Origin of the sequence: Hypericibacter adhaerens, assembly GCF_008728835.1 — a bacterium.
Taxonomy (GTDB): Bacteria; Pseudomonadota; Alphaproteobacteria; order Dongiales; family Dongiaceae; genus Hypericibacter; species Hypericibacter adhaerens.
In genome coordinates this window covers 755,180-779,540 of record NZ_CP042582.1, presented here as the reverse complement: position 1 = coordinate 779,540, position 24,361 = coordinate 755,180, and the positions used below count along the sequence as shown (strand labels likewise).

20 protein-coding genes are annotated in these 24,361 nt (G+C 68.0%); 6 read left to right on the top strand and 14 right to left on the bottom strand.

All coding sequences use genetic code 11. The features are described from left to right. Positions 1-40 precede the first annotated feature (40 nt). From FRZ61_RS03495 to upp, 4 genes are all read left to right on the top strand, one after another. Entirely contained in the window at positions 41-1,270 is a 1,230-nt protein-coding gene (locus FRZ61_RS03495) for a phosphatase PAP2 family protein (RefSeq protein WP_191909278.1), read from the top strand. Between the two features lie 264 nt (positions 1,271-1,534). Next, entirely contained in the window at positions 1,535-1,729 is a 195-nt protein-coding gene (locus FRZ61_RS03490; RefSeq protein WP_151114999.1) for a Flp family type IVb pilin, read from the top strand. 91 nt (positions 1,730-1,820) lie between these two features. Then, entirely contained in the window at positions 1,821-2,009 is a 189-nt protein-coding gene (locus FRZ61_RS03485; RefSeq protein ID WP_151114998.1) for a Flp family type IVb pilin, read from the top strand. A 154-nt stretch (positions 2,010-2,163) separates the two neighbouring features. Continuing rightward, positions 2,164-2,814 (top strand): uracil phosphoribosyltransferase, encoded by a 651-nt coding sequence (gene upp / locus FRZ61_RS03480; protein WP_151114997.1) that lies wholly within the window; start codon positions 2,164-2,166, stop codon positions 2,812-2,814. A 26-nt stretch (positions 2,815-2,840) separates the two neighbouring features. Here the strand turns inward: upp and FRZ61_RS03475 are convergent, their stop codons facing one another. From FRZ61_RS03475 to FRZ61_RS03450, 6 genes are all read right to left on the bottom strand, one after another. After that, positions 2,841-5,831 carry a PAS domain-containing protein gene (locus tag FRZ61_RS03475; protein WP_191909277.1) on the bottom strand — a complete coding sequence of 997 codons (2,991 nt, stop codon included), beginning with the start codon at positions 5,829-5,831 and terminating at the stop codon, positions 2,841-2,843. Positions 5,832-6,003: 172 nt separating this feature from the next. Beyond that, a complete protein-coding gene (locus tag FRZ61_RS03470) occupies positions 6,004-6,510 on the bottom strand; it encodes an Hpt domain-containing protein (protein WP_191909276.1) in 507 nt (168 codons plus the stop codon). Between the two features lie 254 nt (positions 6,511-6,764). Then, on the bottom strand, positions 6,765-8,363 hold the full coding sequence (locus FRZ61_RS03465) for a gamma-glutamyltransferase family protein (RefSeq protein WP_151114994.1): 1,599 nt from the start codon (positions 8,361-8,363) through the stop codon (positions 6,765-6,767). A 75-nt stretch (positions 8,364-8,438) separates the two neighbouring features. Next, positions 8,439-9,206, bottom strand: coding sequence for an amino acid ABC transporter ATP-binding protein (locus tag FRZ61_RS03460; protein ID WP_318526369.1), 768 nt, complete (start codon positions 9,204-9,206; stop codon positions 8,439-8,441). Positions 9,207-9,211: 5 nt separating this feature from the next. Continuing rightward, entirely contained in the window at positions 9,212-10,000 is a 789-nt protein-coding gene (locus tag FRZ61_RS03455; RefSeq protein WP_151114993.1) for an amino acid ABC transporter permease, read from the bottom strand. 18 nt (positions 10,001-10,018) lie between these two features. Continuing rightward, complete coding sequence (locus FRZ61_RS03450; protein ID WP_191909275.1) at positions 10,019-10,855, bottom strand: ABC transporter substrate-binding protein; 837 nt, start codon at positions 10,853-10,855, stop codon at positions 10,019-10,021. Between the two features lie 230 nt (positions 10,856-11,085). Here FRZ61_RS03450 and FRZ61_RS03445 point away from each other — a divergent pair, with 230 nt between their 5' ends. Next, positions 11,086-12,519, top strand: coding sequence for an amidase (locus FRZ61_RS03445; protein WP_151114991.1), 1,434 nt, complete (start codon positions 11,086-11,088; stop codon positions 12,517-12,519). Positions 12,520-12,570: 51 nt separating this feature from the next. On the opposite strand, the gene FRZ61_RS03440 is transcribed toward FRZ61_RS03445, so the two are convergent. Next, entirely contained in the window at positions 12,571-13,773 is a 1,203-nt protein-coding gene (locus FRZ61_RS03440) for an MFS transporter (protein ID WP_151114990.1), read from the bottom strand. 320 nt (positions 13,774-14,093) lie between these two features. On the opposite strand from FRZ61_RS03440, the gene FRZ61_RS03435 reads away from it, so the two are divergent. Further along, on the top strand, positions 14,094-14,807 hold the full coding sequence (locus FRZ61_RS03435) for a type 1 glutamine amidotransferase (protein ID WP_151114989.1): 714 nt from the start codon (positions 14,094-14,096) through the stop codon (positions 14,805-14,807). Between the two features lie 161 nt (positions 14,808-14,968). Here FRZ61_RS03435 and FRZ61_RS03430 read toward each other — a convergent pair whose 3' ends face one another. The 7 genes from FRZ61_RS03430 to ccoG form a co-directional block, all read right to left on the bottom strand. Beyond that, the gene (locus FRZ61_RS03430) at positions 14,969-15,571 is read right to left on the bottom strand and encodes a HutD/Ves family protein (RefSeq protein WP_191909274.1); all 603 of its coding nucleotides are present in this window, start codon (positions 15,569-15,571) and stop codon (positions 14,969-14,971) included. A gap of 89 nt (positions 15,572-15,660) precedes the next feature. Beyond that, the gene (locus FRZ61_RS03425) at positions 15,661-17,238 is read right to left on the bottom strand and encodes a trimethylamine methyltransferase family protein (RefSeq protein WP_151114987.1); all 1,578 of its coding nucleotides are present in this window, start codon (positions 17,236-17,238) and stop codon (positions 15,661-15,663) included. 32 nt (positions 17,239-17,270) lie between these two features. Then, positions 17,271-19,325, bottom strand: coding sequence for an oxidoreductase (locus FRZ61_RS03420; protein WP_151114986.1), 2,055 nt, complete (start codon positions 19,323-19,325; stop codon positions 17,271-17,273). Positions 19,326-19,749: 424 nt separating this feature from the next. Further along, positions 19,750-19,953, bottom strand: a complete 204-nt coding sequence (ccoS, locus tag FRZ61_RS03415; RefSeq protein ID WP_151114985.1) for a cbb3-type cytochrome oxidase assembly protein CcoS — start codon at positions 19,951-19,953, stop codon at positions 19,750-19,752. A 36-nt stretch (positions 19,954-19,989) separates the two neighbouring features. Next, entirely contained in the window at positions 19,990-22,239 is a 2,250-nt protein-coding gene (locus tag FRZ61_RS03410) for a heavy metal translocating P-type ATPase (protein WP_225309090.1), read from the bottom strand. Continuing rightward, complete coding sequence (locus FRZ61_RS03405) at positions 22,236-22,757, bottom strand: FixH family protein (protein ID WP_151114984.1); 522 nt, start codon at positions 22,755-22,757, stop codon at positions 22,236-22,238. Before FRZ61_RS03405 ends, FRZ61_RS03410 begins: the two co-directional genes overlap by 4 nt. Further along, on the bottom strand, positions 22,754-24,292 hold the full coding sequence (gene ccoG, locus FRZ61_RS03400) for a cytochrome c oxidase accessory protein CcoG (RefSeq protein WP_151114983.1): 1,539 nt from the start codon (positions 24,290-24,292) through the stop codon (positions 22,754-22,756). Before ccoG ends, FRZ61_RS03405 begins: the two co-directional genes overlap by 4 nt. Positions 24,293-24,361: the final 69 nt, after the last annotated feature.

Here is a 24,361-nt window from a genome sequence, read left to right as displayed (position 1 = left end):
GCCGGCCCTCCTCTCGAATCTGCCCGAGGTCGTTTCGGCCATGACCGAGCAAGCCTTCGACCGGATCCGCTCCTACCGCTCCAGGGCACAAGCCGAAGCCCTGGCGGTGGCACTGCCGGAAGCGCGGCCCGGCCCGCTCGCGCAGATGGCGGCGTTCCGTCAGGCGCTGCCCGCGATCCTCGCCCGAAGCCGGGCCTCGGCGACCATCTATGCCCGCGAATTCTGGCGCGAGTTGCCGGGCGCCTTCCGCCGCGACAGCCTGCTGCTGGCGATCATCGTTCTCTATACCCTCGGCGCCGCCGCGATCGCGGTGCATTTCGAAGCCGGATCGATCCTCTCGGTCGGCCTCTATTTCGGCGTCTATTCCTTCATCCTGCCGATGACGCTGTTCCTGATCTTCGCCGGCCGCGCCCTCTATTTCGCGCTCGTCGTCCGGCCGAAGCGGCCGTTCACGATGCTGATGGCCGACCTGCGCCACAATCTCGCCCTGCCGCGGCGCCTGGCGCAGGGCATGCCGATGCTGCTCTTCGTCCCCCTGCTGGGCGGCAGCTTCTCGGTGGTGAAGGCGGCGATCCCGCTGATGAATCCCTTCTCCTGGGATCTGCGGCTCGAGCACTGGGACCGCTGGCTGCATGGCGGCACGGCCCCCTGGGAGCTGCTGCAACCGCTGCTGGGCCATCCCTTCGTCAGCCAGATGATCAATCTCGGCTACAATGTCTGGTTCTTCCTGCTCTGGTTCTCCTGGTTCTGGCAGTTCTTCACGCTGCGCAAGCCGCAGCTGCGCATGCAGTTCCTGCTCTCGGTCCAGCTGGCCTGGATCCTGGTCGGCAGCCTCCTCGCGACGGTGTTCTCCTCGGCGGGGCCCTGCTATTTCGGCCGCATCGTCGGCGGGGTCGATCCCTATGCGCCCCTGATGACCTATCTGCACCAGGCCAGCGAAAGCTTCACGCTCTGGGCGCTCGATACGCAGCAGACCCTGTGGGACGGCTACAGCCTCGGCCAGCTCAATCTCGGCGCCGGCATCTCGGCGATGCCCAGCATGCATGTCGCCATTGCCACGCTGTTCGCGCTCCTGGGCTGGCAGACCTCGCGCCGCATGGGGATCCTGCTCACCGGCTTCCTGGTCCTGATCATGGTGGGCTCGGTCCATCTGGGCTGGCACTACGCGCTCGACGGCTATGTGTCGGTGCCTTTCGCGCTGCTGATCTGGTGGGCGTCGGGCTGGTTCGTGCGCCGGGTGATGCGGCTGCCGGCGACCGCCAATCTCTGAATTCGATCCCAAAAAATTTTTGAGCGTCCTTGCGCTTCGCCGTTCCGGCGGCGGTGCCCCGTGCCGATCGGGCCTGCGTCACGACGGTAAGTCACTGTAACGGAACCGTCGATCGATAAGACTTTATTTGATTGCGCATTAAATGATCAGAAAGTAGTTCGGACTATATTCTTGAAGTGCCCCCACTATGCCTGCCGATTAACCTTTGCTTCACGGGTTGGCGGCATTCTGACCGCGGGTTTACATCAGGAAGGAGACCCAACCATGTTGAAGACCACGATCCAAAACTTCGTTCGTGACGAGTCGGGCGCCACCGCGATCGAGTACGGCCTGATCGCCGCTCTCGTGTCGGTCGCCGCGATCGTCGCCCTGCAGGCTCTGGGCGGTTCGCTGTCCACCATCTTCGGCGTCGTCAGCGAGAACCTCTCGAGCGCTGCGGCCAAGGCGAACGGCAACTAATCTTCGACTTCCTTCCGGCCACCGCCATGGACGTCTTTGCGAAGACGCCCGTGGCGGATGCGCCGGCGACTTTGAAGGCGGAGATTCAGCCATGACAGCAACTGCGCTGCTTGCCTTCATCAAGAACGAGTCGGGCGCCACCGCCATCGAATACGGCCTCATCGCCGCCCTCGTGTCGGTCGCTTCCATCCTGGCGCTGCAGGCCCTCGGTGGCTCGCTTTCCACCATCTTCGGCGTCGTCAGCGACAATCTCGACAACGTCGCCTCGCAAGCCAACTGATAAGCCGCACCGATCTCTTCGACTGGACAATCCAAAGGGCCGTGACGCCGAGCGCGTCACGGCCCTTTGGATTTCCGGGCCATGCTAGAGTTTCTCGCCGCCGCCGCTGACGATCCGCGCCAGCGACGCGGGCGGCTCTTTCGGAACTTTCGCCATGCCGCGGCGCGACCCCCGCTTTCCCACCCTCGAGATTCTCGATCACCCGCTGCTGCTGGACCGGCTGACCCAGCTGCGCGATCGGCATACCGAGCCGGCCCGGTTCCGGCACCTGGTCGCGGAAGCGGCCTGGTTCGTCGGTATCGAGGCCACCCGCGATCTGGCGCTGGGCGCCCGCCGCATCGAGACCCCGCTCATGCCCATGGAAGCGCCCCGGCTGGCCGAACCCACGCCCTTGCTGGTGGCGATCCTGTGCGCCGGCCTCGGCATGGTGGAGGGGCTCCTCCAGCTGCTGCCGGACGCGCCGGTCGGCCATCTCGGCCATTATCGCGACCCTGCGAGCCATCGGCCGGTCGCCTATTACGCCCGGCTGCCGGCCCATCGGGGGCGGCGGGTGTTGCTGCTGGATCCGATGCTGGCGACCGGCGGCACCGCGGTCGCCGCGATGGCGGATCTCGCCCGGCATGGCATCGAGCCGTCGCGGGTGACGCTGCTCTGCCTGCTGGCGGCGCCGGAGGGGGTGCTGGCCCTGACGCAGGCTTATCCGGACCTGCGCATCCTCACCGCGGCCTTGGACGAGAGGCTCGACGAAAGGGCCTATATCCGTCCCGGCCTGGGCGACGCCGGCGATCGCCAGTTCGGCGGTTGAAAGAAGAGCCTCGAGGAGGCGCCGGATCAGCCCGCGGTGCCGTCGCGCCGGTCGAGATCGGTCATCAGCCCTTCGAGGGCCGCGGACTGCTCGGGATCGATCGCCGGCACCTCGCCGGCCTGCGCCTTGCCCGGGCCATCGGCCGGCATCGCGGACTCCCGATCGAGGCAGCGCGCGATGACCGCGTAGAGCAGCGCGGGATCGATCGGCTTCGAGACATAGTCGTTCATGCCGGCCGCGATGAAGCGCTCGCGGTCGCCCTTCATGGCGTTGGCGGTCATGGCGACGATCGGAATGCGCGATTTGGGGCCGCCGAGCGCGCGGATCCTCTGGGTCGCCTCGATGCCGTCCATGACCGGCATCTGCACATCCATCAGGACGAGATCGTAAGCCCCGTCGCGCACGGCGGCGACGGCTTCGGCGCCGCTGCCGACGGTATCGACCCGGTGGCCGCTGCGCGCCAGCAAGGCCAGCGCCAGGGCCTGATTGACCGCATTGTCCTCGACCAGCAGCAGCGACGCGCCGGCCACCGGCGCCCCGCGCCGCTGCGTCGGCGCGGCCTCGGCCGAGACCGGCCCCTCGGCCGGCTGCAGGGGCAGATCGAGCGTGAAACGGCTGCCTTCGCCGAGACGGCTTTCGACCGCGATGCTGCCGCCCATCAGCTCGGCCAACTGCCGGCAGATGGCGAGCCCGAGCCCGGTGCCGCCGAAGCGGCGTGCCATCGAGGAATCGCCCTGGGTGAACTTGCGGAACAGGCGATCGAGCTGCGCGCGGTCCATGCCGATCCCGGTGTCGGCGACGCCGAACCTGAAACGGACGCCGCCGCCGCGCGCCGGCAACGCCGCCATCGTCACACGCACCTCGCCCCGCTCGGTGAACTTCACGGCATTGCCGATCAGGTTGAGCAGGATCTGACGCAGCCTTGCCGGGTCGCCGGTGACGCGCGCCGGCAGGTCCGGCGCCAGGTCGACCTCGAGCGCGAGCCCCTTGGCGCGCGCGGTCTCGGCATGGAGATCGACCGCATCGCGCAGGATCTCCGCCGGCGCGAATTCGATCGCCTCGAGCTCGAGGCGGCCCGCCTCGAGCTTGGAGAGATCGAGGATGTCGTTGAGGAGCGCCATCAGCGACTGGCCGGAGCGCCGGATCACCTCGGCATGGCGGCGCTGCTCCTCGGTCAGCTCGGTTTCCAGCAGCAGCGACGTCATGCCGAGCACGCCGTTCATCGGCGTGCGGATCTCGTGGCTCATCACCGCCAGGAACTCGGACTTGGCGGCGTTGGCCTGCTCGGCCGCCACCATCGCCTCCTTGAGCTCGGCCTCGCGCCGCTTCTCCGGCTCGATGTCCATGAGCGCGCCGGCAATGCGGAAGGGACGGCCCGCCCGGTCGAGCACCGCACGCGCGCGGGTACGCATCCAGTGATAGCTTCCGTCGCCGCGTCGCAACCGGTACTCGACCGTGTAGCCGCGCGCATTGAAGCCGCCGGCGAGATACTCGGCCAGCAAGGCCGCCCGTCCCGGCCGATCGTCGGGATGGACCAGGTCCTCGAACGCCTCGATCGTCTGCGGCAGGCGGGCGGGATCGCAGCCGATCATCTCGGCCAGGCGCGGCGCGAACCAGAGCCGGCCGGTCGGCAGATGCCAGTCCCAGATCGCGTCGGAGGTGCCGCGCAGCGCCAGGTCGAAGCGCTGCCGGCTCTCCTCGAGCTCGGCGCGCACCGTGCGCTCCTCGGTGATGTCGATGACGGTGCCGACATAGCCGACCGTCTTCTCGCCCTCCTTGATCGGATGGGCGCTGTCGCGCACCAGCCGGACCGTCCCGTCCGGCCGCTGCCAGCGATATTCCTCGTCATAGTCCAGCATCCCGTCGCGCGCGGCCTGGTACCAGTTGGCGATGACGCGCCGCCGGTCGTCGGGATGAAGACCCGCCGACCAGTCCTCGCCCATGGCGCTGCGCACGTCGCGGCCGGTGATCGCGGCCCAGCCCTCATTGACATAGACGCAGCGGCCGGCGGCGTCGGTGCGGTAGATGCCGACCGGCGTGCCCTCGGCCAGCGTGCGGAAATGCCCTTCGCTGCGCTCCAGCGCGCGGCGCATGGCGTTCTGCTCCTCGAGCGCCGCCCCCAGCAGCAGGCCCGAGAGCGCGGTCACGCCCATCATCAGCGGCGGGAGGAGCAGAGCGCCCGCGTCGATCGGAAAGGCGTCGTCGACCGGCGGCTGATGGGCCAGAAGGCCGGCGACCGCGGCGGTGATCACGACCGTGATCGCGAGGCTTCCGCCATGGCGGCCGAAGCGCATCACCGCCCAGAGCACCAGCGGCGTCGCCAGGAAGGTCGGCAGCAGCTCCGCCACCTCGGCCCAATCGACCATGCGGAACAGCCAGAAGCCGCTCAGCCCCAGCGCCAGGCCGAGCAGGCCGGCCTCCGCCATCCGTAGCCGCGTCCAGCCTTCGAGCCAACGATTGGTCCGCAGCTTGCGGTTGACGATCGCCCGGCCGAGCGGCCACCAGAGGACCAGCAGCGGGGTCAGGACGATGTAGCCGATGGCCGAGGTGAAGAACCAGCCGACGAGCACGGCCGGGAACGGCACGTCGAGGCCGAGATGGACGATGAGCGCGCCGAGCCCCGCACCCACGACCGGCACGATCAGGCCGGCGATCACGATGAAGCGGACGGCATCCTGGACCCGACCGAACCGGTCGCCGGAGCCGAGCCAGTGCTGGATGAGCCACGCGCCCAGCGCGATCTCGACAATGCTCACGAGGGCCAGCCCCGCCGACAGCGGCGCCGGATTGCCTTCGAAGATATCGGCGAGGAGGACGCCGAGACCCAGCGCCGACAGTTGCATCAGGCGCGGCGAGCGCAGCATGACGAAGCCCATCGCCATCGCATTGGGCAGCCAGATCGCGGCGACTCCGTTGCTGCCGCGCGAGAGCTCGATGCTGATCGCCGCCAGGGCGAAATAGAGAAACCCGAAGGCGATCGGCTGAACGATCCGGTCGGTGGCTATCGGCTTGGGCATGGCCATCATGAGGCCTGCCGCCCGGGACGGCGGCAGCGGCTGGAGGGGCGCACGCGCAATGGGTCGAGCCCTGCCCCCGGGCGCTTTCGCGGGTGGCACGGCCTCCAATGGTCTGGAAACAGGGTTAAAATCTCGCTGAAGCCGCAGCCGCCGAAATAGGACCGATACGGTCCTAGTTTTGGCCCGCCATCGCCTGCAGCTTGGCGACCAGCTTCTGGCCGACCTCGCCGCCCTCCCCGCGCACGGACTTCTCGAGGATCAGCCGCAGCGCCTTCAGATGGACCTCGATCAGCCCATAGGTCGCGTCGTCGGCGAGCGGGGCGATATGACGGCTGCTGCTGCCCGGCGCCACCAGCAGGCGGCAGAGCGATTGGGCCACATGCGTCACCAGCGGGAAGCCGAAGCTGCCCCCCTGGCCCTTCATGTCGTGGGCGATGCCGTAGAGGCGCTGCAGCGCCGGTTCGGCCGCGCCGGTGTCGCCGCGCGCCTCGGCCAGGGCCTGCTCGGCCTTGCCCAGGTCCAGCAAGGCCCAGTTCTGGTAATCGGCGCTGAGCTCCGCCACGGCGTCCTGCGCCCGCTTCACCGTGGCGGCAATGCCACCGGCCTCCCCCCGGCCTTCGTCGGCGGGCCAGCTCTCGGTCGGAGCGGAAGTGGGCTTGCGTTCGGCCGCCATGGCCATGCGGGTCCATTCTGTGGCTCGGGACCGGCAGGCCCCGACAAGATCGCAGCGCATCGACGACCGGGGGACAAAGACCCCTCAGCCCGTCCGGTCAGCCTGCGCCGGAGCCCTTAATATTGCGCTAAGACGCTGGACGGCGAATCAACATCCCGGCCCGCCCGAAGGGTCGCGGGCGAAGTGTCTCCTGTGATGGATTCTCGCGGTCGCGGATTCACCGCTGCGTCATGTTCCCCCAAGATCCCGGCGACCGACGCTCAATAGCCAAGCGCGCAGCCATCGAGCCGCCGGTCCGCCGCACCGGCGAGCGTCCCCTTCTCCCAGTCGATGGCGATGAGCTGCCCGCCGCCGAGCCGCCCCATGCTGGTCTCGGAGACATCGACAACCCGGTGCTGGCGCCGCGTCAGCTCGGTGCGGACCTCGGGAGCCAGCCCGGGTTCGAGCTCCACGTTGGCGCCATTGTGGAAGACGCGCGGCGCGTCGATCGCTTCCTGCACGTCATAACCGTAGTCGACCAGATTCGTGACGACCTGGGTATGACCCCAGGCCTGATAGTGGCCACCCACAACACCCAGCGAATGACTGATCCGTCCGGCGTGCGAGACGAGGGCGGGAATGATCGTGTGGAGCGGACGCTTGCGCGGACCGATCTCGTTGGGGTGATGGGGCGTCAGGACGAATCCGCATCCGCGATTCTGCAGCACCACGCCCGTGCCGGGGGCAACCAGGCCGCTGCCGAAATTGTAGAAGACGGACGCGATCAGACTCACCGCGTTGCAGTCCCGATCGACGACGGCGACGTGGCATGTGTCGCGGCCCATCGGCAGGGATGCCGGAGGCACCGGGGGCGCCGCGCACGCCAGATCGATCTTCGCTCGCTGGCTGGACAGATAGACCGGCTCCAGCAGCTTGCGCCAGTCGCCGGCGGTTTCCGGATCGCCCACCAGCCGGTCCCGGTCTCGAATGGCCAGGCGACCGGCCTCGATCGCGAGATGAAAGCGATCGGCACCGCGCGGATCGAACGCCGACAGATCGAAATCCCGCAAGATGCCCAGCATGATCAGTGCGGCGATGCCTTGTCCGTTGGGCGGGCATTCATGCACGCGGTAGCCACGATAATCGAGGCTGATGGGCGTCACATATTCACCCTTGTGGCCGGCGAAATCCTCGAGCGTGTGCAGGCCGCCTTTTGCGCGAAGATGCCGGACGATGGAATCCGCGACCGGCCCGGTATAGAAGCCGGCGCTCCTCTCCCGGCCGATCCGGCGCAAGGTCTGCGCCAGGTCGGGCTGCCGGTGAATGGTGCCTGCCGCGGGCGGTTGTCCGTCCCAGAGGAGGATGCGGGCCGCTTCGGGATCCGCCCGCAGCTTCTCGACATCGGCGGGCCACCAGCTCGCGATGACGTCGTGAACCGGATAGCCTTCGTCGGCGTAATGGATGGCGGGGCGCAGCAGCTCGTCCAGCCCGCACGTCCCGTGATCCGCGGCCAGGCGATCCCACGCTTCCACGGCGCCGGGTACCGTCACACCGTGCGGTCCGGCGGCCGGAATCTCGGCAAAGCCCCGCGACCGGTACCAATCGGCTTGAGCGGCGGCGGGCGCTCGCCCCGAGCCGTTATAGGCGATGATCTCGCTGCCGCCGCCGGGCGCATAAAGCGCGAAGCAATCGCCGCCCAATCCCAGGTTCAAGGATTCGACGACGCCCAACACGGCCATCGCGGCGATAGCCGCGTCCATCGCATTGCCGCCAGCGCGCAAGACATCGACGCCGGCCAGCGATGCGAGGGGATTGGCGCTCGACACCATGCCATTGCAGCCCCGGGCTGGCGATCGGCCCGTCATCTCCAGTCGACGCATATTCGGTTTTCCTCGTATCCGGAAGATGGAGAAAGCGGCGAGGGCGCGCGGCGAAGAGCCGGTTCGACGTCGCCCTCAGAGAATGGCGCGGAGAAACGCCTTCGTACGTTCCTGGTCCGGTCGCGCGAAGATCTGCTCCGCACTGCCCGCTTCGACGATCGCCCCCTGGTCCATCATGATCACGCGATCGGCCACTTCTCGGGCGAAGGCCATCTCGTGCGTCACGACAATCATGGTCATGCCGCCGGCCGCAAGATCCCGCATGACGCCCAGCACGTCGCCGACGGTTTCCGGATCGAGCGCGCTGGTCGGCTCATCGAACAGCATCACCGCCGGATGCATGGCGAGAGCGCGCGCTATGGCGACCCGTTGCTGCTGTCCACCCGAAAGCTGGGAGGGGTAGCTGTCGATCTTGTCCGCAAGACCGACGCGGGAGAGAAGCCCGACCGCCTCCGCATGCACCTCGTGCTTGCTCCGACCCAGCACCCGGACCGGTCCGATGCTGACGTTCTGAACGGCCGTCAAATGCGGAAACAGATTGAAGCGCTGGAACACCATGCCGATGTTCCGCCGCTGCGCGGCAACGACAGCATCTCGAACCGGATGCAAGCCGCCTTTCCGCTCACGATAGCCGACCAGGACATCATCGACGTAGATCCGGCCCGAATCGATCGTCTCGAGATGATTGATGCAGCGGACCAGCGTGGTCTTGCCGGAACCGGACGGGCCGATGAGGCACACGACCTCGCCGCGCATCACGTTCAACCAAACGCCGCGCAGCACCTGGAGATGCCCAAACGACTTCCGCACATCCTCGATCCGGACCAGCGCGTCCTGGGGCATCGCGGTCAACGCTGCGTCGTGACGAGCTTGCGCGAGCGGAACGTCTCCTTGAAGCGTCGCTCGGCCGGCAGCTCGTGCCGGCTCAAGCGGGCCTCGAGCCGCCGCTGAACTATACTCATCAAGCTGGTCAGGATCAGATACCAGATCGCGGCGACGAAGAAGAGCTCGAACGTGCGGAAGGTCGCAGCATTGAGGTTCTGCATCGTGCCGAACAGCTCGCGCACGCCGATGACACTAAGCAGCGAAGTACCCTTGATCATCGATGTGAATTCGTTGCCCAGGGGCGGGAGCACCACCCGCGCGGCCTGCGGCAGGATGATGAACCACAAGGCCGTGCCCTTGCGCATGCCGATCGCCTTGGCGGCATCGAGCTGCCCCCGGTCGATCGACTGGATCGCGGCGCGAAAGATCTCCGCCATGTAGGCGCCCTCGTTCAAGGCGAGCGTGAACAACGCCGCCTGCATGGGGCCGGAGAGGGTGAATGGGCCGAGCGGAAGATCGGGATAGCGGTAGATACCGGCGGCCGCCACACCGGTATAGACGATGAGGAGTTGGACCAGCAGCGGCGTTCCCCGCCATGCCCAGATATAGAGGCCGGCCCAGCTCCGCAAAACGGCCGAGCCCGACATCCTGGCCAGCGCCACGCCGAGCCCCACGATCACGCCCAGGATCTGGGCGATGACCGCGACATAGATGGTGACCCATAAGCCGCGCCAGACGATCCCCGGCGGATCGAAGAGATAGGTGAGGAAGAAGGGTATATCCAGATTGAACTGGCCGAGGATCGTTGTCATGGCGGGGCGCGGTCTCGCTTAGTGGGGAACCTCGAGCGATTGCAGGCCGGCCTTTGTGAAGAGGGCGTCATAGCCGCCATTGGCCTGATAGACCTTGAAGGCGGCGGCGATGGCCTCGTAGAGATCGTGATCCTTCTTCGCCGTGGCGATGCCGACCGGCCGGGCGCCCAAGGTGGGGCTGCCGAGCTTAACGGAATTCGGGCGCTGGCTGTTGAGATAGCTCGCCTGCTCGGGCACGGCGTAGTAGGCATCGACCAGGCCGGCAAAGAGCTGCTGCATGGCGTCGGTGTTGTTGGGGATCGCCACCACGGTGATCCCGGGCTTTCCATCGCCTTTCAGCTTGTCGCTGGCGCTCACGAGATCCTGCTCGAGCTGGCTGCCTGTCTGCACCACCACCTTCTTGCCGGACAGGCCCGTCAGATCCTGGACGAAGATGTCGGAGGCGAACGGCACGATGACCACGTTGCCCACCAAGGCGTAGTCTACGAAATCCAGGACCTCGCGTCGTGCGGGCTTGTCGATCAGCGTCGAGATAATGGCATCGCATTGGCCTGCCTGGATTGCCGGAATGAGGCCGTCGAACTGGATGTTTTTGTGCTCGGCCTTCACGCCCATCAGCGCGGCCAGCGCGTCGGAGAAATCGACCTCGACGCCGACATACTTCGTCGTCTGCGGATCGACATAGACCCAGGGCGGATAGGAGAAGTCGCTGCAGAAGACGATGCGGCCCGAATCGACATAGCGTTGCGGCGGGGCGACCTCGGCGGCGATGCCCGAGGACACGCACAGGAAGGAAGCGGCGAGGATCGCCGCGGGCAAGCTAAGCAGCTTCAGTTTGTCGACCGTCACGGGCATGACATTCACTCCCTCGGGCATTGTTGTTTTATCGTTGCTGTGACGCGAGCGTCCCCATTTGACCGCCGCGTCAACAAGGTCGTGTAATCTATGGTGTTCGCTTTTGTGATCACAAGCACTAAAATCAAACAAGCTTCGCGCCGGTCTGCCCATTCCGTGGGCAGCCATGCCCGTGCACCACGGGGTACTCCTGCACATCGACCTGAATTGGCAGCATTTTCGGTCTAGCCATGAGCGATCTCGAGCTTGCCTACAGATCCGCCGCCGAGATCGGTGCCCTCTACCGCCGCAAAGAGGTGTCCCCGATCGATCTGGTCCGCAACGCGCTGGCGCGGGTCGACGAGGTCAACCGCGTCTTGAATTGCTTCTGTTTCATCTATCCCGAAGAAGCGCTCCTCCAGGCCAGGATGGCCGAGGAGGCTCTTATCGCCGGCCGGCCGCTCGGACCCCTTCATGGCGTGCCCATCGCCATCAAGGACTTCACGCCGACGCGCGGCAAACGCACCACGCTCGGCTCCCGCGTCTATGAAGACTGGATTCCCGAGGAGGATGCGGTGGTCGCCGAGCGCTTGCGGGAAGCAGGCGCCATCCTGGTCGGCAAGACCACCACGCCGGAATTCGCCTATGCCAGCTTCACCGAAAGCCCCCTCTGGGGCGTCACCCGGAATCCATGGAATCCGCAGTGCACCCCCGGCGGCTCATCAGGCGGATCCGCCGTCGCCGTGGCGACCGGCTGCGTGCCCCTGGCGGAAGGATCGGACGCCGGCGGCTCCATCCGCCTGCCTGCTGCCTGCTGCGGCATCGTCGGGTTCAAACCCAGCGTCGGACGCATTCCCTTCGACAGCTTGAAGAGCCAGTTCCTCACCATCTGGCATCATGGGCCTCTGGCCAGGACCGTCGAGGATGCCGCCTTGTTCCTCAACGCCACCCAGGGGCCCGACGATCGCGACATCACCTCTCTGCCGGCGCTGCCGCCGCTGCCTGTGCCAATCCCGCGCGATGTCCGCGGGCTCAAGATCGCCTTGAGCCTCGATCTCGGCTATTACGCGATCGACCCTGAGGTGGCCGCCCATTCGCTCGCCGTGGCCGAGACCCTGCGCGACCGAGGCGCCGTGGTCGAGGAAGTCGATCTCGCCTGGGACCGCGGAATCAACGACGCTTGCTACCTGCATTTCTCGGTCATGATGGGGATGCTGTTCGGCCAACATCTCGACCGATGGCGCGACAGGATGGACCCATTCGTGGTAAAGCTGATCGAGGGAGCGGGATCGATCGATGCCCTGTCACTAAAGAACGTGGAGCTGGTGCGGACGGCCCAGTGGGAAAAGCTGCGCCAGCTGTTCCGAACCTATGACGCGCTCTTGTGTCCGACCTTGAGCATGGCGGCTCCGGAGATCGGCCGCAACGAGTTCGAGTTCGACTACGATGACGACCAGGGCCGCTGCCGGGCCTTCGATCTCACGCTGCAGTTCAATTTCATCGGCCAGTGCCCTGTGGTCTCGATTCCCTCGGGCCTGACCGGCGGTGGCATGCCGACAGCCGTCCAGATCGTGGGCCGGCGCTATGACGATCTGACAGCACTGCGAATCGGGGCCGCCATCGAGGAAGCCCGGCCTTGGCCGAAACCGCCGACGCATTGGGACATGGCCGCCACGACGCGATGACGGAGCCCCCGGGAAGGGGGGCCTCGCCTTGCCGGCTTACGGAGCCCGGTGCTACATCCTTTTCGGAATCTTCAGCGCCACCGCCGCGGCCACGAACATGAAGAGGCCGCAGGCGATGAAGACGGCGCGGATGTCGAAGAAGCTGAGCAGCACCGAATAGAAGGCCTGGGGCATCAGGTCGGAGAGATCGATATAGGTGCGGAACACCGTGGTCATCTGCGGACGCTCGAGCGGGCGGACAGCGCGCATGTAGGGAATGTTGCCGAAGGCGTCGAGCAGGCAGCAGAAGGCCGAGCCCGCCAGCAGCGTGCCGGCGGCGATCCAGGGCCATCCGTGCATGAAGCCCGCCGCCGTGGTGAGCACGCCCAGCCCGATGAAGCCGACGATGATCGGCCGGCGGATTCCGCTGCGCGCCGCCATGCGGCTGAAGAGCGGCGTCACGAACAGCATCGCGTTGCCGAGCGAGACCAGGAGCGCGCCGGCGAAATCGCCCTTGCCGGCCTGCACCAGGAACAGCGGCGGATAGACGAAATACATCGCCCACCAGCAGGAGCGCGCGAAGGGGACGAACCAGCCGAGCCTCAGCCTCGGCTGGGCGACGAAGCGGCGGATGGTGGCGATCGGGTTGGGCGGCGGGCGCGTCGCCGCCGCGACGGCCGGGTTCTCCGTCAGCCGCAGATACCAGAAATAGAGCAGGAGCAGCGCGCAGGAGGCCGCCGACAGGAGCTCGGCGACGCCGTGGCCGACCTCGCTATAGAGCCAGACACCGAAGGCCGGGCCGATCGTCCAGGCGGCGGCGCTGACCATCAGGCGGATCGGCTCGGAACGCACCAGATCCTTGCGCCGGATATAGTCCATCACATAAAGGCTGAGCGTGATGTTGAGCGCGGCGGCACCGAAGGCGCGCGCCAGCATGGCGCCGATCTGGCCCGTGAGGGTGGCGGTGGCGAGCAGCAGCGCCGCGACCAGCAGGGCGGCGGCCCCGGCGGTATAGACCCAGCGGCGCTTGAAGCGGCGGATCAGGAACGGGATGCCGAAGCTCGAGGCCAGGCCGACGAGCCCCACGGCCGTATAGAGGATGCTGACATCGCGCGCATGCTGCAGCAGGGCGTAGGCCTGGAGCGGGATGATCGTGGCGATCAGACCGCGCGCGAAGCTCTCGAGCGTGAACATGATCGCGAAAACGATCGCGCCCGGACGGCTCACCGCACGCAGCCACATCGGGCCGGTGCCGGAGGGAATGTCAGTCGGCATGAAGGGAAGCGGGCACTCGGGTCAGGCGCGGGTCTCGCCGAAATGAGACCTTGTTCATATCACGGGCGGGGAAGGTGCGGGAGTGCCGAGCCGCCGCTTTCCTTCCGCTTTCCGCCCCTCGGAAGGCGGAAGGACGGCTCCCTCGATTGCGCCCGGCGCAAGGCAGGGTTGAGGCGCCGCCGGGCTGGCGCGGCAAGGGGCTGCCCTTATAATCGCGCCCGCCCGGAGCCAGATGATACCGGGGTCGCCTGATGCCCCGGGTCATCCGGGTCGGATGACCGGCAGGTTCTCATTCCTTCTCGCGCGAGCCATTCATACCCATGAAGATTCTCATCATCCAGAACGACTCCCTGGGACAGCCCGGCATCGTCGCCGAGCGGATCGAGGCCAAGGGCGGCAAGGCGGAGATCCGCCGGCCCCATGACGGCGATCCGCTGCCCGAGAGCCCCAAGGGCTATGACGGGATGGTGGTGCTGGGCGGCGTGCAGCATGCCAATGACGATGCGAACTGGCCGGCCTTTCCCGCCATCCTGGACAGCATGCGCGACTTCCACCGGCAGGGGCGCGGGCTGCTGGGGATCTGCCTCGGCTCCCAGCTCATGGCGCGGGCCTTCGGCGGCAAGGTGCGCCGCCACACCCATCTCGAGGTCGGCTTCACCGAGCTGACCCTGACGCCGGAAGGCCAGAAGGACCCGGTCCTGGCCGGACTCGGGCCCAAGGCCAGGATCATGCAGTGGCACGAGGATACGTTCGACCTGCCCCAGGAGGCGGAACTCCTGATGCAGGGCGAGGGCTGCCGCAACCAGGCCTTCCGCCTCGGCAAGCGCGCCTATGGCTTCCAGTGCCATTTCGAGGCGACGCCCGCCATCGCCGAGACCTGGTTCGAGGCCTGCGAGCCCGGCCTCACCCGCCATATCGGGCGCGAGAACGTGCCGGCCACGGTCAAGCGCCTGCGCGCCGAATGGCCCGCCAACGCCCCCAGCGCGCGCCGCTTCGCCGAAGCCGTCAGCGACCGCTGGCTGGCGCTGGAATAGGCGCTCCGGCCGTCATCCCCGCGCCCGGGTCCGACCGTTGGTCGGCCCAAGCGTAAACTCCAGCGGGGGACCCATGTCGATACCGCGTTTTGGCCTCTCCATGGATCCCCGCTTTCGCGGGGGTGACGATAGGGCTTACGGCGTCGACTTCGCTCTGCTGTTCACGTCCACTGTCGCGGCGTCAGCCGGGCCATGAAGAGCGTCGACTGGCTGCGCTGGAAGGCGACCGCGTGCTTGGCGGCGAGCTCGACATTGATGATGAGCGTGTCGCCCGGGTTGAGCAGCGTGCCGTCGTCGAGGACGGTGTCCCCCTCGATCACATAGAGGATCAGCGTGGTGCCGCGGCCCAGCGCCGGCAGCATCCGGTCGCGGCGGTTGAGGGTGAGGATGCCCGCCGAGATCTGAAAATCGCGGCGCACGATCAGGTTGAAGTCGCGCACCGAGCCGTCGATCAGCCAGCAGCGCACATCGTCGTCGCCGCTGAACTGGAACGGGACATAGGGCTCGTCGATCCGCTCCGAGCGCCCATTGTCGAAACGCAGCACCATGCCGTTGCCGCCCATCAGCATGATGACGCGGTCATAGCCCGGGAATTTCGAGAACGGCCCGTCGGCCTTGACCTCCGCCAGCGACAGGCGCCAGCGGAAGGATTTGTCGAGCGGCGTCTCCGGCGGATCGATCGCGATCTCGGCCGTCATGCCCTGGCTGTTCTTCCAAGGCATCACGCGGTGCTCGCTGGCCTTGATCAGGCGGCGCATCGACATCGTGGAACGCATCCCCTCATCGGCGACGCAGGCGGTCTCCAGGGAATCAAAAATCCGTCGCCGCCACAAGTCCGGGGTAGCGGCACCGGTCAATATTTCCCGCTTTCGATCTCCTTCTTGCGCCGCGCCACATAGGCCGCCAGTTCCTCGCGGATGGCCGGATCCATGGCCGGCTCCTGATATTGGCGCAAGAGCTCCTTCCAGATGGCGTTGGCGCGCCTCGTCCCGTCGACGGCGCCGGCGTCGGTCCAGGTCTCGAAATTGCGCCAATCGGAGAGCATGGGGCGGTAGAAGGCCGTCTCGAAGCGCTCCAGCGTGTGGCCGACACCGAAAAAATGACCGCCGGGGCCGACCTCGGCGATCGCGTCGAGGCCGAGGCTCGCCTTGTCGGTCGGGATCGGCATCAGGGTCTCGCGCATGAGCTGCAGCATCTCGCAATCGAGGATCAGCTTCTCGTAGGAGGCCGTGAGCCCGCCCTCGAGCCAGCCGGCCGCGTGGGCGAGGAGATTGACGCCGCCCAGGATCGTGCCCCAGAGCGACATGCTCGACTCGTAGGCCGCCTGGACATCGACCGTGTTGGAGGCGTTCACGTTGCTCGAGCGGTAGGGCAGTTTGCAGCGCCGCGCGAGCTGGCCCGAGGCGAAGGCGGCCCTGGTATATTCCGGCGTGCCGAAGGCGGGTGCCCCGGAGCGCATGTCGACATTCGAGGTGAAGCCGCCATAGACCACCGGCGCGCCCGGCCGCACCAGCTGCGTCAGGGCCGCCATGAAGAGCGCCTCGGCGTTCTGCTGGGCGAGTGCCCCCGCCAGCGTCACCGGGCTCATGGCGCCGCAGAGCGTGAAAGGCGTCACGACCGTCGCCTGGCCGTTGCGCGCCAGCTCGCAGAGCCCCTCGCCCATCGGCCCGTCGAACTTCATGGGCGAGTTCGAGTTGATGATGGTGATGACGGCCGGGCGCTCCATCAGCTCCTCGCGCGTCGTCGGGTAGGCGATGCAGGCCATCTCGATCGCGTCGCGCACGCGGAAGGCGCCGATGCCCCAGCAATGCCAGCTCTTGTCGGTGAGCGTCAGGATCGATTCATAGACATCGAGATGGCGCGTCTCGGCCGGCAGGTCGGTCGGCTCGACCCCGGTGCCGCCCTCCTGATGCAGCACGTTCAGCATATGCACCAGGCGGATATAGTCCTTCATATCGGCTTCGTTGCCGGCGCGCCGGCCGCGATCGAGGTCGCTGACGAAGGCGGGCCCGCCGGTCGCATCGAACACGAGATGATCGCCGCCGATGACGAGGTCGCGCTCGGGATTGCGGGCGCGCAAGGAGAACTCGGCCGGCGCCTTCGCCACCGCTTCGAGGATCAGGCCGCGATCCGGCCTTATCCTTAAAGTCGAGCGATCGACCTTGGCGCCGGCGCGCTCGAAGATGTCGAGGGTCTCGCCATGAAGCACCTCGAGCCCGACGGTCTCGAGCAGATCGAGCGAGGCCTCGTGGATCGCCTCGATCTGGTCGGCCGACAGGATCTCGACCGGCTTGAACGGATTGCGCAGCGTCTTGAAAGGCAGCTGGTGGATGCCGCCGCCCGAGGAGCGGCGCTCGCGCCGCGCCTTGCCGCCGGCATCGCGCCCCCGCCCTTCGCGCCGCGCCGGGCCGACCGTCTCGACTTCGCTCATGTTGTCCCTTCTCCCCGCCCCGGAATTTACCGTCAGATGATGGCGCGTTCGCGTTTATAGGGCACGTCGCCCTTGGCCGGCTCGTCCAGCTCGCGCGCATGAAGATGACCGGCATGAACGGCATGCACCACGGCCCCCGGCGCCAGGCAGTCGCCGATCCGCGCCAGGCCGGCGATCCCGGCGGCCGTGAGCGCGGCCGGGTCGGCGGCCAGCTCCTCATAAAGAGAGCCTTCGGGCCGGCGCATGGTGACGAGCACCAGGCTCGCCGCGCCTTGCCGGAACTCGCGGCCGGTATAGACGCAAGCCAGCCGCGCGCCCCCGCCGTCGAAGCCCAGGAGCTGGCGGTTGGACACGATCTCGACGCCGAGCTCGATCAGCCGGGCCTGCACCTTGTCATGCTCGTCGGTCATGCGGCAGTAGGAGGAGGCCTCGCCGCCCGGCGTCACCAGCGCCACCGGCAATCCCGCCTGCACCAGCTTCATGGCGAGGCAGCCGCCCATATAGTACTGATCCTCGTCATAGACGATGACGGGGGCCGCCGGCACGGCACCGGCCATGATGTCCTCGGGCGTGAAGATGCGGGGCGCTCCTTCCGCCACAGTCGGGTCGTGGCTCGCCATCCCGACCCCGTCGCGCCGCCAGCGCGCCCCGGTCGCGATCACCACATGCTGCGCGCCGAATTCGAGCACGTCGGCGGCGGTCATGCGACTCGCCGGATAGAGCTCGACCTGGGTGAGCTTCGCGATCTGCCCGAGGCGCCAGTCGCGCACCCGCGCATAGGAGCCGAGGCCCGGCAGCCGGCATTCGGCATTGATGCGCCCGCCCGGTTCGTCGGCGGCGTCGGCCAGCGCCACCTCATAGCCGCGCTTCCCCAGCGTGACCGCGCATTCGAGGCCGGCCGGACCGGCGCCCACGATCAGCACGCGCTTGTCGGAGCGCCTGGGCTGGACGCGCTCGGGATGCCACCCGCGGCGCCATTCCTCGCCCATGGTCGGGTTCTGGGTGCAGCGGATCGGCACGCCCTCGTTGTTGCAGGAGCGGCAGATGTTGCAGCCGATGCATTCGCGGATCTCGTCCTCGCGGCCCTCCTCCACCTTCTTCGGCAGGAAGGGATCGGCGATCGAGGGCCGCGCCGCACCGATCAGGTCGAGCACGCCGCGCCGGATCTGCGACACCATCGTGTCGGGCGAAGTGAAGCGGCCTACGCCCACGACCGGCTTGGTCGTGACCTTCTTCACGAAGGAGACATAGCGCTCCTGGAAGCCCTCCTCCGAGAAGCGGGCGCTCATGGAATCGTTGGTGACCTGGCTGATATTGACGTCCCAGAGATCGGGCAGCTCGGCCAGCATCTCCACCACCTCGCGGCCCTCCGCCCCCGCCGCCACGCCGTGGTCGCCCATCAGCTCGTCGACCGCGAAGCGGACGGCCAGCGCCACGTTCGGGCCGATCGCGTCGCGCGTCGTTTCGATCATCTCGCGCAGCATCCGCACGCGGTTCTCGAGCGCCCCGCCATATTCGTCGCTGCGGTGGTTGAAGCGCCTGGCGATGAACTGGAACGGCAGATAGGCGTGGCCGGCATAGACATAGACGATGTCGAAGCCGGCCTGGACCGCGCGCCTGGCGGCCTCGCCCTGCCAGCGCCGGAGCTCGCGGATGTCCTGGCGGTCCATGGCGCGGGTCTGGAGCGGCCAGAGATAATGGGCGGGCGAACCGTCGACCGAGATCGGCGGCAGGCGGCTGGCGCGGTTCACCACATATTCGCCGCCATGCCAGAGCTGGCAGCCGGCGAGCGCGCCATGCTCGTGGACGGCGTCGGCGATGGTCGCCATCACCTTCCGGTCGTCATCGTCCCACAGGCTGCAGAACTTGTAGGGCGCGTCGTCGGCGGTCGGATGGATCGAGCAATATTCGGTGTTGACGACGCCCCAGCCGCCCTCGGCCTTGACGCCGCGCATCGCCGCCAGGGTCTTGGGCATCTGCACGCCCATGCCGGTGCAATGCGGCACCTGGTAGAAGCGGTTCCTCGCCGTGACCGGCCCGATCTTCACGGGCTCGAACAGGATGTCGTAACGCGGATTGCGGGCCATCGGCTTCTCTCTTCGAGGGGACCTGCGCCCGCAAACCCCGGGGATTGGCGGGCGCCGCCTCCTCATGCCATGGCCGAACCGGCGTCAAGGATCCGCCCGCGACGGCCATTGCCGACGAACCGACGTGGGGAGGGACCCGTCAGGAAACGCAAGCTCGCCCGATAAAGGCTGGGAAGCGGCCGCCACCCATGCGGACGCGGGCGGAGACTAGCCCGGGAGATCGGACGGTGTCACGAGGAAGGGGCAAATCGCATCTGAGGCTTTCTTCACCTCCCCCTTGAGGGGGAGGCTGGGGTAGGGGGTAGCCGCGGACTCGTTGCAAGCCCGTCTTGCTGCGATGAAAGCTCCGCCTTCAGTCGCGTTCTACGATCACCCCCCACCCTAACCTCCCCCTCAAGGGGGGAGGGGATTCACTCGCGGCGCGTCAGCCGTGCTTCGACGGCTCGATCCGCGCGCCGCCGGGCTTCTTTGGGGACGGGCCGGCATCCTCGTCATCGTCGAACAGGATCCGTTCAGCGGCACCGTCGAGATCGTCGAACTGTCCGGTCTTGAGCGCCCAGAGGAAGGCGGCCAGCCCGACCAGTCCCAGGAACAAGGCGACCGGGATCAGATAGATGAGAGCTTCCATCGCCGATCTCCCGCGTTGTGGTCCCGTGGCGATCCTTCAACGGCGCGCGGGCCGCCGGGTTCCGATGCCGAGCCTGAGCGCATTGCCGGTCACGATCAGCGAGGACGAGGACATCGCGATCGCCGCCACCAGCGGGGTCACGAAGCCCGCGATCGCCAGCGGCACGGCCAGCAGATTATAGCCCAGCGCCAGCAGGAAATTCTGCCGCACCAAGGCCCGGCAGCGGCGGGCCACCTGCAGAAGCTCCGTCACCGCCCCCAGCCTGGCGCCCTGGAACACGGCGTCGGCCGAGGTCTGGGTGATGTCGGCCGCGGTGGAGGGCGAGAGCGACACGAGAGCGGCCGCCAGCGCCGGCGCATCGTTGAGGCCGTCGCCCACCATCAGCACCCGGCGACCCTCGCGCGCCAGCTCTTCCAGCCGCTGGGTCTTCTCCGCCGGGCTCATGGCCGCGCGCCAGCGCGCGATGCCCAGGGTTTCCGCCACTTGCCGCACCGTGACTTCGCGGTCGCCCGAAAGGAGCTCGATCGCCAAGCCCCGGCCACGAAGCGCCGCCAGGGTCTCGACCGCATCGGGGCGCAGCCGGTCGGTGAAGGCGAAACGCAGGGGCGGCCGCCCGGGTTCCTTGAGCCAGATCTCGGGGCCCTCGCCGGACGTGCTGTCCGCGACATCGCACCAGCGCCGGCTGCCGAGCCTGATCTCGCCGCTTTTGCCGGCAAGCCTGAGGCCCAATCCCGGCCGCTCCTCGACGCCGCTCGCCGCGACCACGTCCGGTGCCGCGCGGCAGAGCGCACGCGCCAGCGGGTGGCGGCTGTTGGCGGCCAGCGAAGTCGCCAGCCGCAGGCTCGCGGGATCGATCGCGGCCGCATCGACCAGCTCCGGCCGCCCCAGGGTCAAGGTGCCGGTCTTGTCGAAGACGACGGTGTCGACCTCGGCGAGCCGCTCCAGTGCCGTCGCCGATTTGAGCAGGATGCCGCGCCGCATCAGCCTTCCGCTCGCCACGACCTGTACGGCGGGCACGGCCAGGCCCAGTGCGCAGGGGCAGGTGATGATCAGCACCGAGGCGGCGATGAGGAGCGCCGGCTGCCAGCCGAGGTGCATCAGGAACACCCAGCCGAGGAAGGTCAGCAGCGCCGCCAGATGCACCACCGGCGTATAGGCCCGCGCGATGCGCTCGGCCAGCGACACATAGCGCGCGCGGCGCTGCTCGGCGGCCTCGAGCAGCCGGACGATGCCGGCGAGCAGCGTGTCCTCGCCCACCTCCGCCACCTCGACCCGCAAGGGAGCCGCCAGATTGACGGTGCCGGCGAAGACCTTCTCGCCAGGGCCCGCCTTGGCCGGCAGGGTCTCGCCGGTCACGAGCGACATGTCGAGCTCCGACTGGCCCTCGCGCACCCGGCCATCGACCGCGATCCGCTCGCCCGCCGCCACCAGCAGCATCATGCCCGGCACCACCTCGCGCACCGGCAGAAGCCGCCGGTCGCCCGAGGCCGTGATGACCGTCACCGCCTGCGCGCCCAAGGCCAGCAGGCGCTGTGCCGCCGAGCGCGCCTGGCCGCGGGCGCGCCGGTCGAGATAGCGGCCGAGCAGCAGGAAGAACAGCAGCGAGACCGCGGAATCGAAATAGGCATGCTGGCCATGGGTGATGGTCGAGAACAGGCTGATGCCGGCGGTGAGCAGCACGCCGACCGTGATCGGCACGTCCATGTTGGTGCGCCGGTGGCTCAGCGCCTCCCAGGCCGATCGGGCGAAGGGCCGGATCGCATAGGCGATGGTGGGCAGCGCGATCAGCGCCGAGAACCAGTGGAACAGCGTGCGCGTCGCATCGCCCATCGCCTCGACATGGCCCGCCCAGATCGAGACCGAGAACAGCATGATGTTGCCGGCGGCGAAGCCCGCCACCGCCATGGCGCGCAGGAGCTCGCGCTCGGCCTTGGCATCGGCGTCGCCGAGCTCGGCCGGATCGTAGGGCATGAAGCGATAGCCGAGCTCGGACGCGGCCGCGACCAGCGGGTTGGCGCGCGCCACCGGCCCCTCCCAGCCCAGCACCAGGCGGCGCGTCGTCAGGTTGAGCCGCGCCTGGCGCACGTCGGGCTGGCGCTTCAGCGTCGTCTCGATCCGCTGCACGCAGGCGCCGCAATGAACGCCCTCGGCCATCAGATGCAGCACATGGCCATCCGCGCCGTCGGGACGGGCATAGGCGGAATAGTCGACCGGGACCGCGTCCGTCGCCAGATCCGCCGCCGGGGCCGCCAGCCGGACGACCTGGCCCGTCGTGACGCTGCTCACGGCGCGAAGATCCGGTCGGTCAGGTGATCGGTCGAATGCGCCGTGGCGATATCGAGATCGACATCCCACTGCCCCTTGAGCGGCAAGGTCAGATCGGCGCTGTAAACGCCGGGATCGCCGGCAACGAGGGTCGCCTGGAGGGTGTTCTCCGGGCCGACCGGGCGGCGCAGCCGGGCAGCGACCTGCGCGCCCTGCAGGGGCTGGCCCAGCCCGTCCATGACGCGCAACTCGAGCCGTCCCTTGCCCGGCGCCGATTTGTCGGCGGTCCAGCCGACCGCCACCTGCCAGCCCAGCGCCGTCTCGGCGTCCTTGGCGGCAAGGGTGCGGTTATAGGTGATGCCGCGCTGATAGGCGTCCTCGGCGGTGAGCCCGCCGAAGCTCTCGACCGCGATCCAGGCCATCACGCCCTGGATGACGACCAGCGCCACGAAGAACGCGACGAAGGCCCAGGGGATCCAGCGGCTGCGCCGCGGCTCGCCGCCGCTCTCGTTCCGCATCCTGTCCATCACGGCGCTCATGAGTGGGGTCCCCTGAAGACGGTCCGGTGGCGGGCGCTGTCGTCGCCCGCCTTGTCGGTCAGCACGAAGGTCAGATCCTGGCGCTCGTCCTTGACCTCGGCGCGCGGCAGGCTCACCAGCACGCGATAGGTCGCGACATGATCGGGCTTGGCGGCGAGCGTCCCGTCGGGCTCGGCGCCCACGATCTCGATCCGCGCATTCGCCGGCGAGGCCACGGTGAGGGTGAACTCGCGCGCGAGGCGCTGCTTGTTCAGGATCTTGAGGGTGTAGGCGTTCTGGATGCTGCCGTCCTTGAGCAGCACGAAGAGCGGCGTGCGCTCGGGCAGCACGTTGATGTCGAGGGTCGAGCGCGTGCCCAGCGCAGCCACGACCCCGGCCGCGACCAGCAGCAAGAGCGCCACATAGACGATGGTGCGCAGGCGGATGGGCTTCCAAGGCACCCGCGGCTGGCCCGCGCTCTGCAGCGCCAGATTGCGGGCGCTGTCGAAGGCGATCAGGCCCTGCGGGCGCCCGACCTTCGTCATCACCTCGTTGCAGGCATCGATGCAGAGCCCGCAGCCGATGCATTCGAGCTGCGCGCCGTCGCGGATATCGATGCCGGTGGGGCAGACGGCCACGCAGGAGAAGCAGTCGACGCAGTCGCCATGCCCCTCCCAGCTCGTGCCGGCCTTGTGCTTGCCCCTGGGCTCGCCGCGCCAGGTGCGGTAGGTGACGTTGAGGCTGTCCTCGTCGAGCATCGCGCCCTGGATGCGCGGCCAGGGGCACATATAGGTGCAGACCTGCTCGCGCGCCCAGCCGGCGAGGAGATAGGTCGTGAAGGTGAAGAGACCCACGAAGAAATAGACCGTGAGCGAGGCCTGGCCGGTGAAGAACTCGCGCACCAGGGTCGGGGCGTCGGTGAAATACATCGCCCAGGCGCCGCCGGTCAGGAGTGCGATGACCAGCCAGGCGCCGTGCTTGGCGATCTTCCTCGCGGCCTTGTCGACGCTGAGCGGCTGCTTGTCGAGGCGCATGCGCGCGTTGCGGTCGCCCTCGATCGCCCGCTCCACCCACATGAAGAGATCGGTCCAGACCGTCTGCGGGCAGGTGAAGCCGCACCAGACGCGGCCGAACAGGCTGGTGGCGAGGAAGAGCCCCAGCGCCGCCAGCACCAGGATGCCGGTGAGGTAATAGACCTCCTGCGGCCAGATCTCGACCCAGAGGAAATAACCGCGCCGCCCCGGCAGGTCGATCAGCAGCGCCTGGTCGGGCGCGCCCGGCCCTCGGTCCCAGCGCAGCCAGGGCGCCGCATAGTAGACCGCGAGCAGCAGCAGCAGCATCGCCGTCTTGAGACGGCGCATGGTGCCGCGCACCTTGCGCGGATAGACCTTGATGCGGCCGATATAGAGAGGTTCCGCCCGCTGCTCGCGCCGCGAGGCGACCCGCTCGTCATTGTCGGGCCCCTCAGGGCCTCCCGCTGCCGGTCCCGCCTGCCGCTCGCGCGAAGGGGTGACCCGCTTGCCGTTTCCGGAATCTCGAAGGACCGTATCCGTCATCGTCCCGCCCGAACGACGACCGCCCGTCCCCCTCGAAAGGCGCTCGTCTTGCTAGGAGTTGAGCCTCAA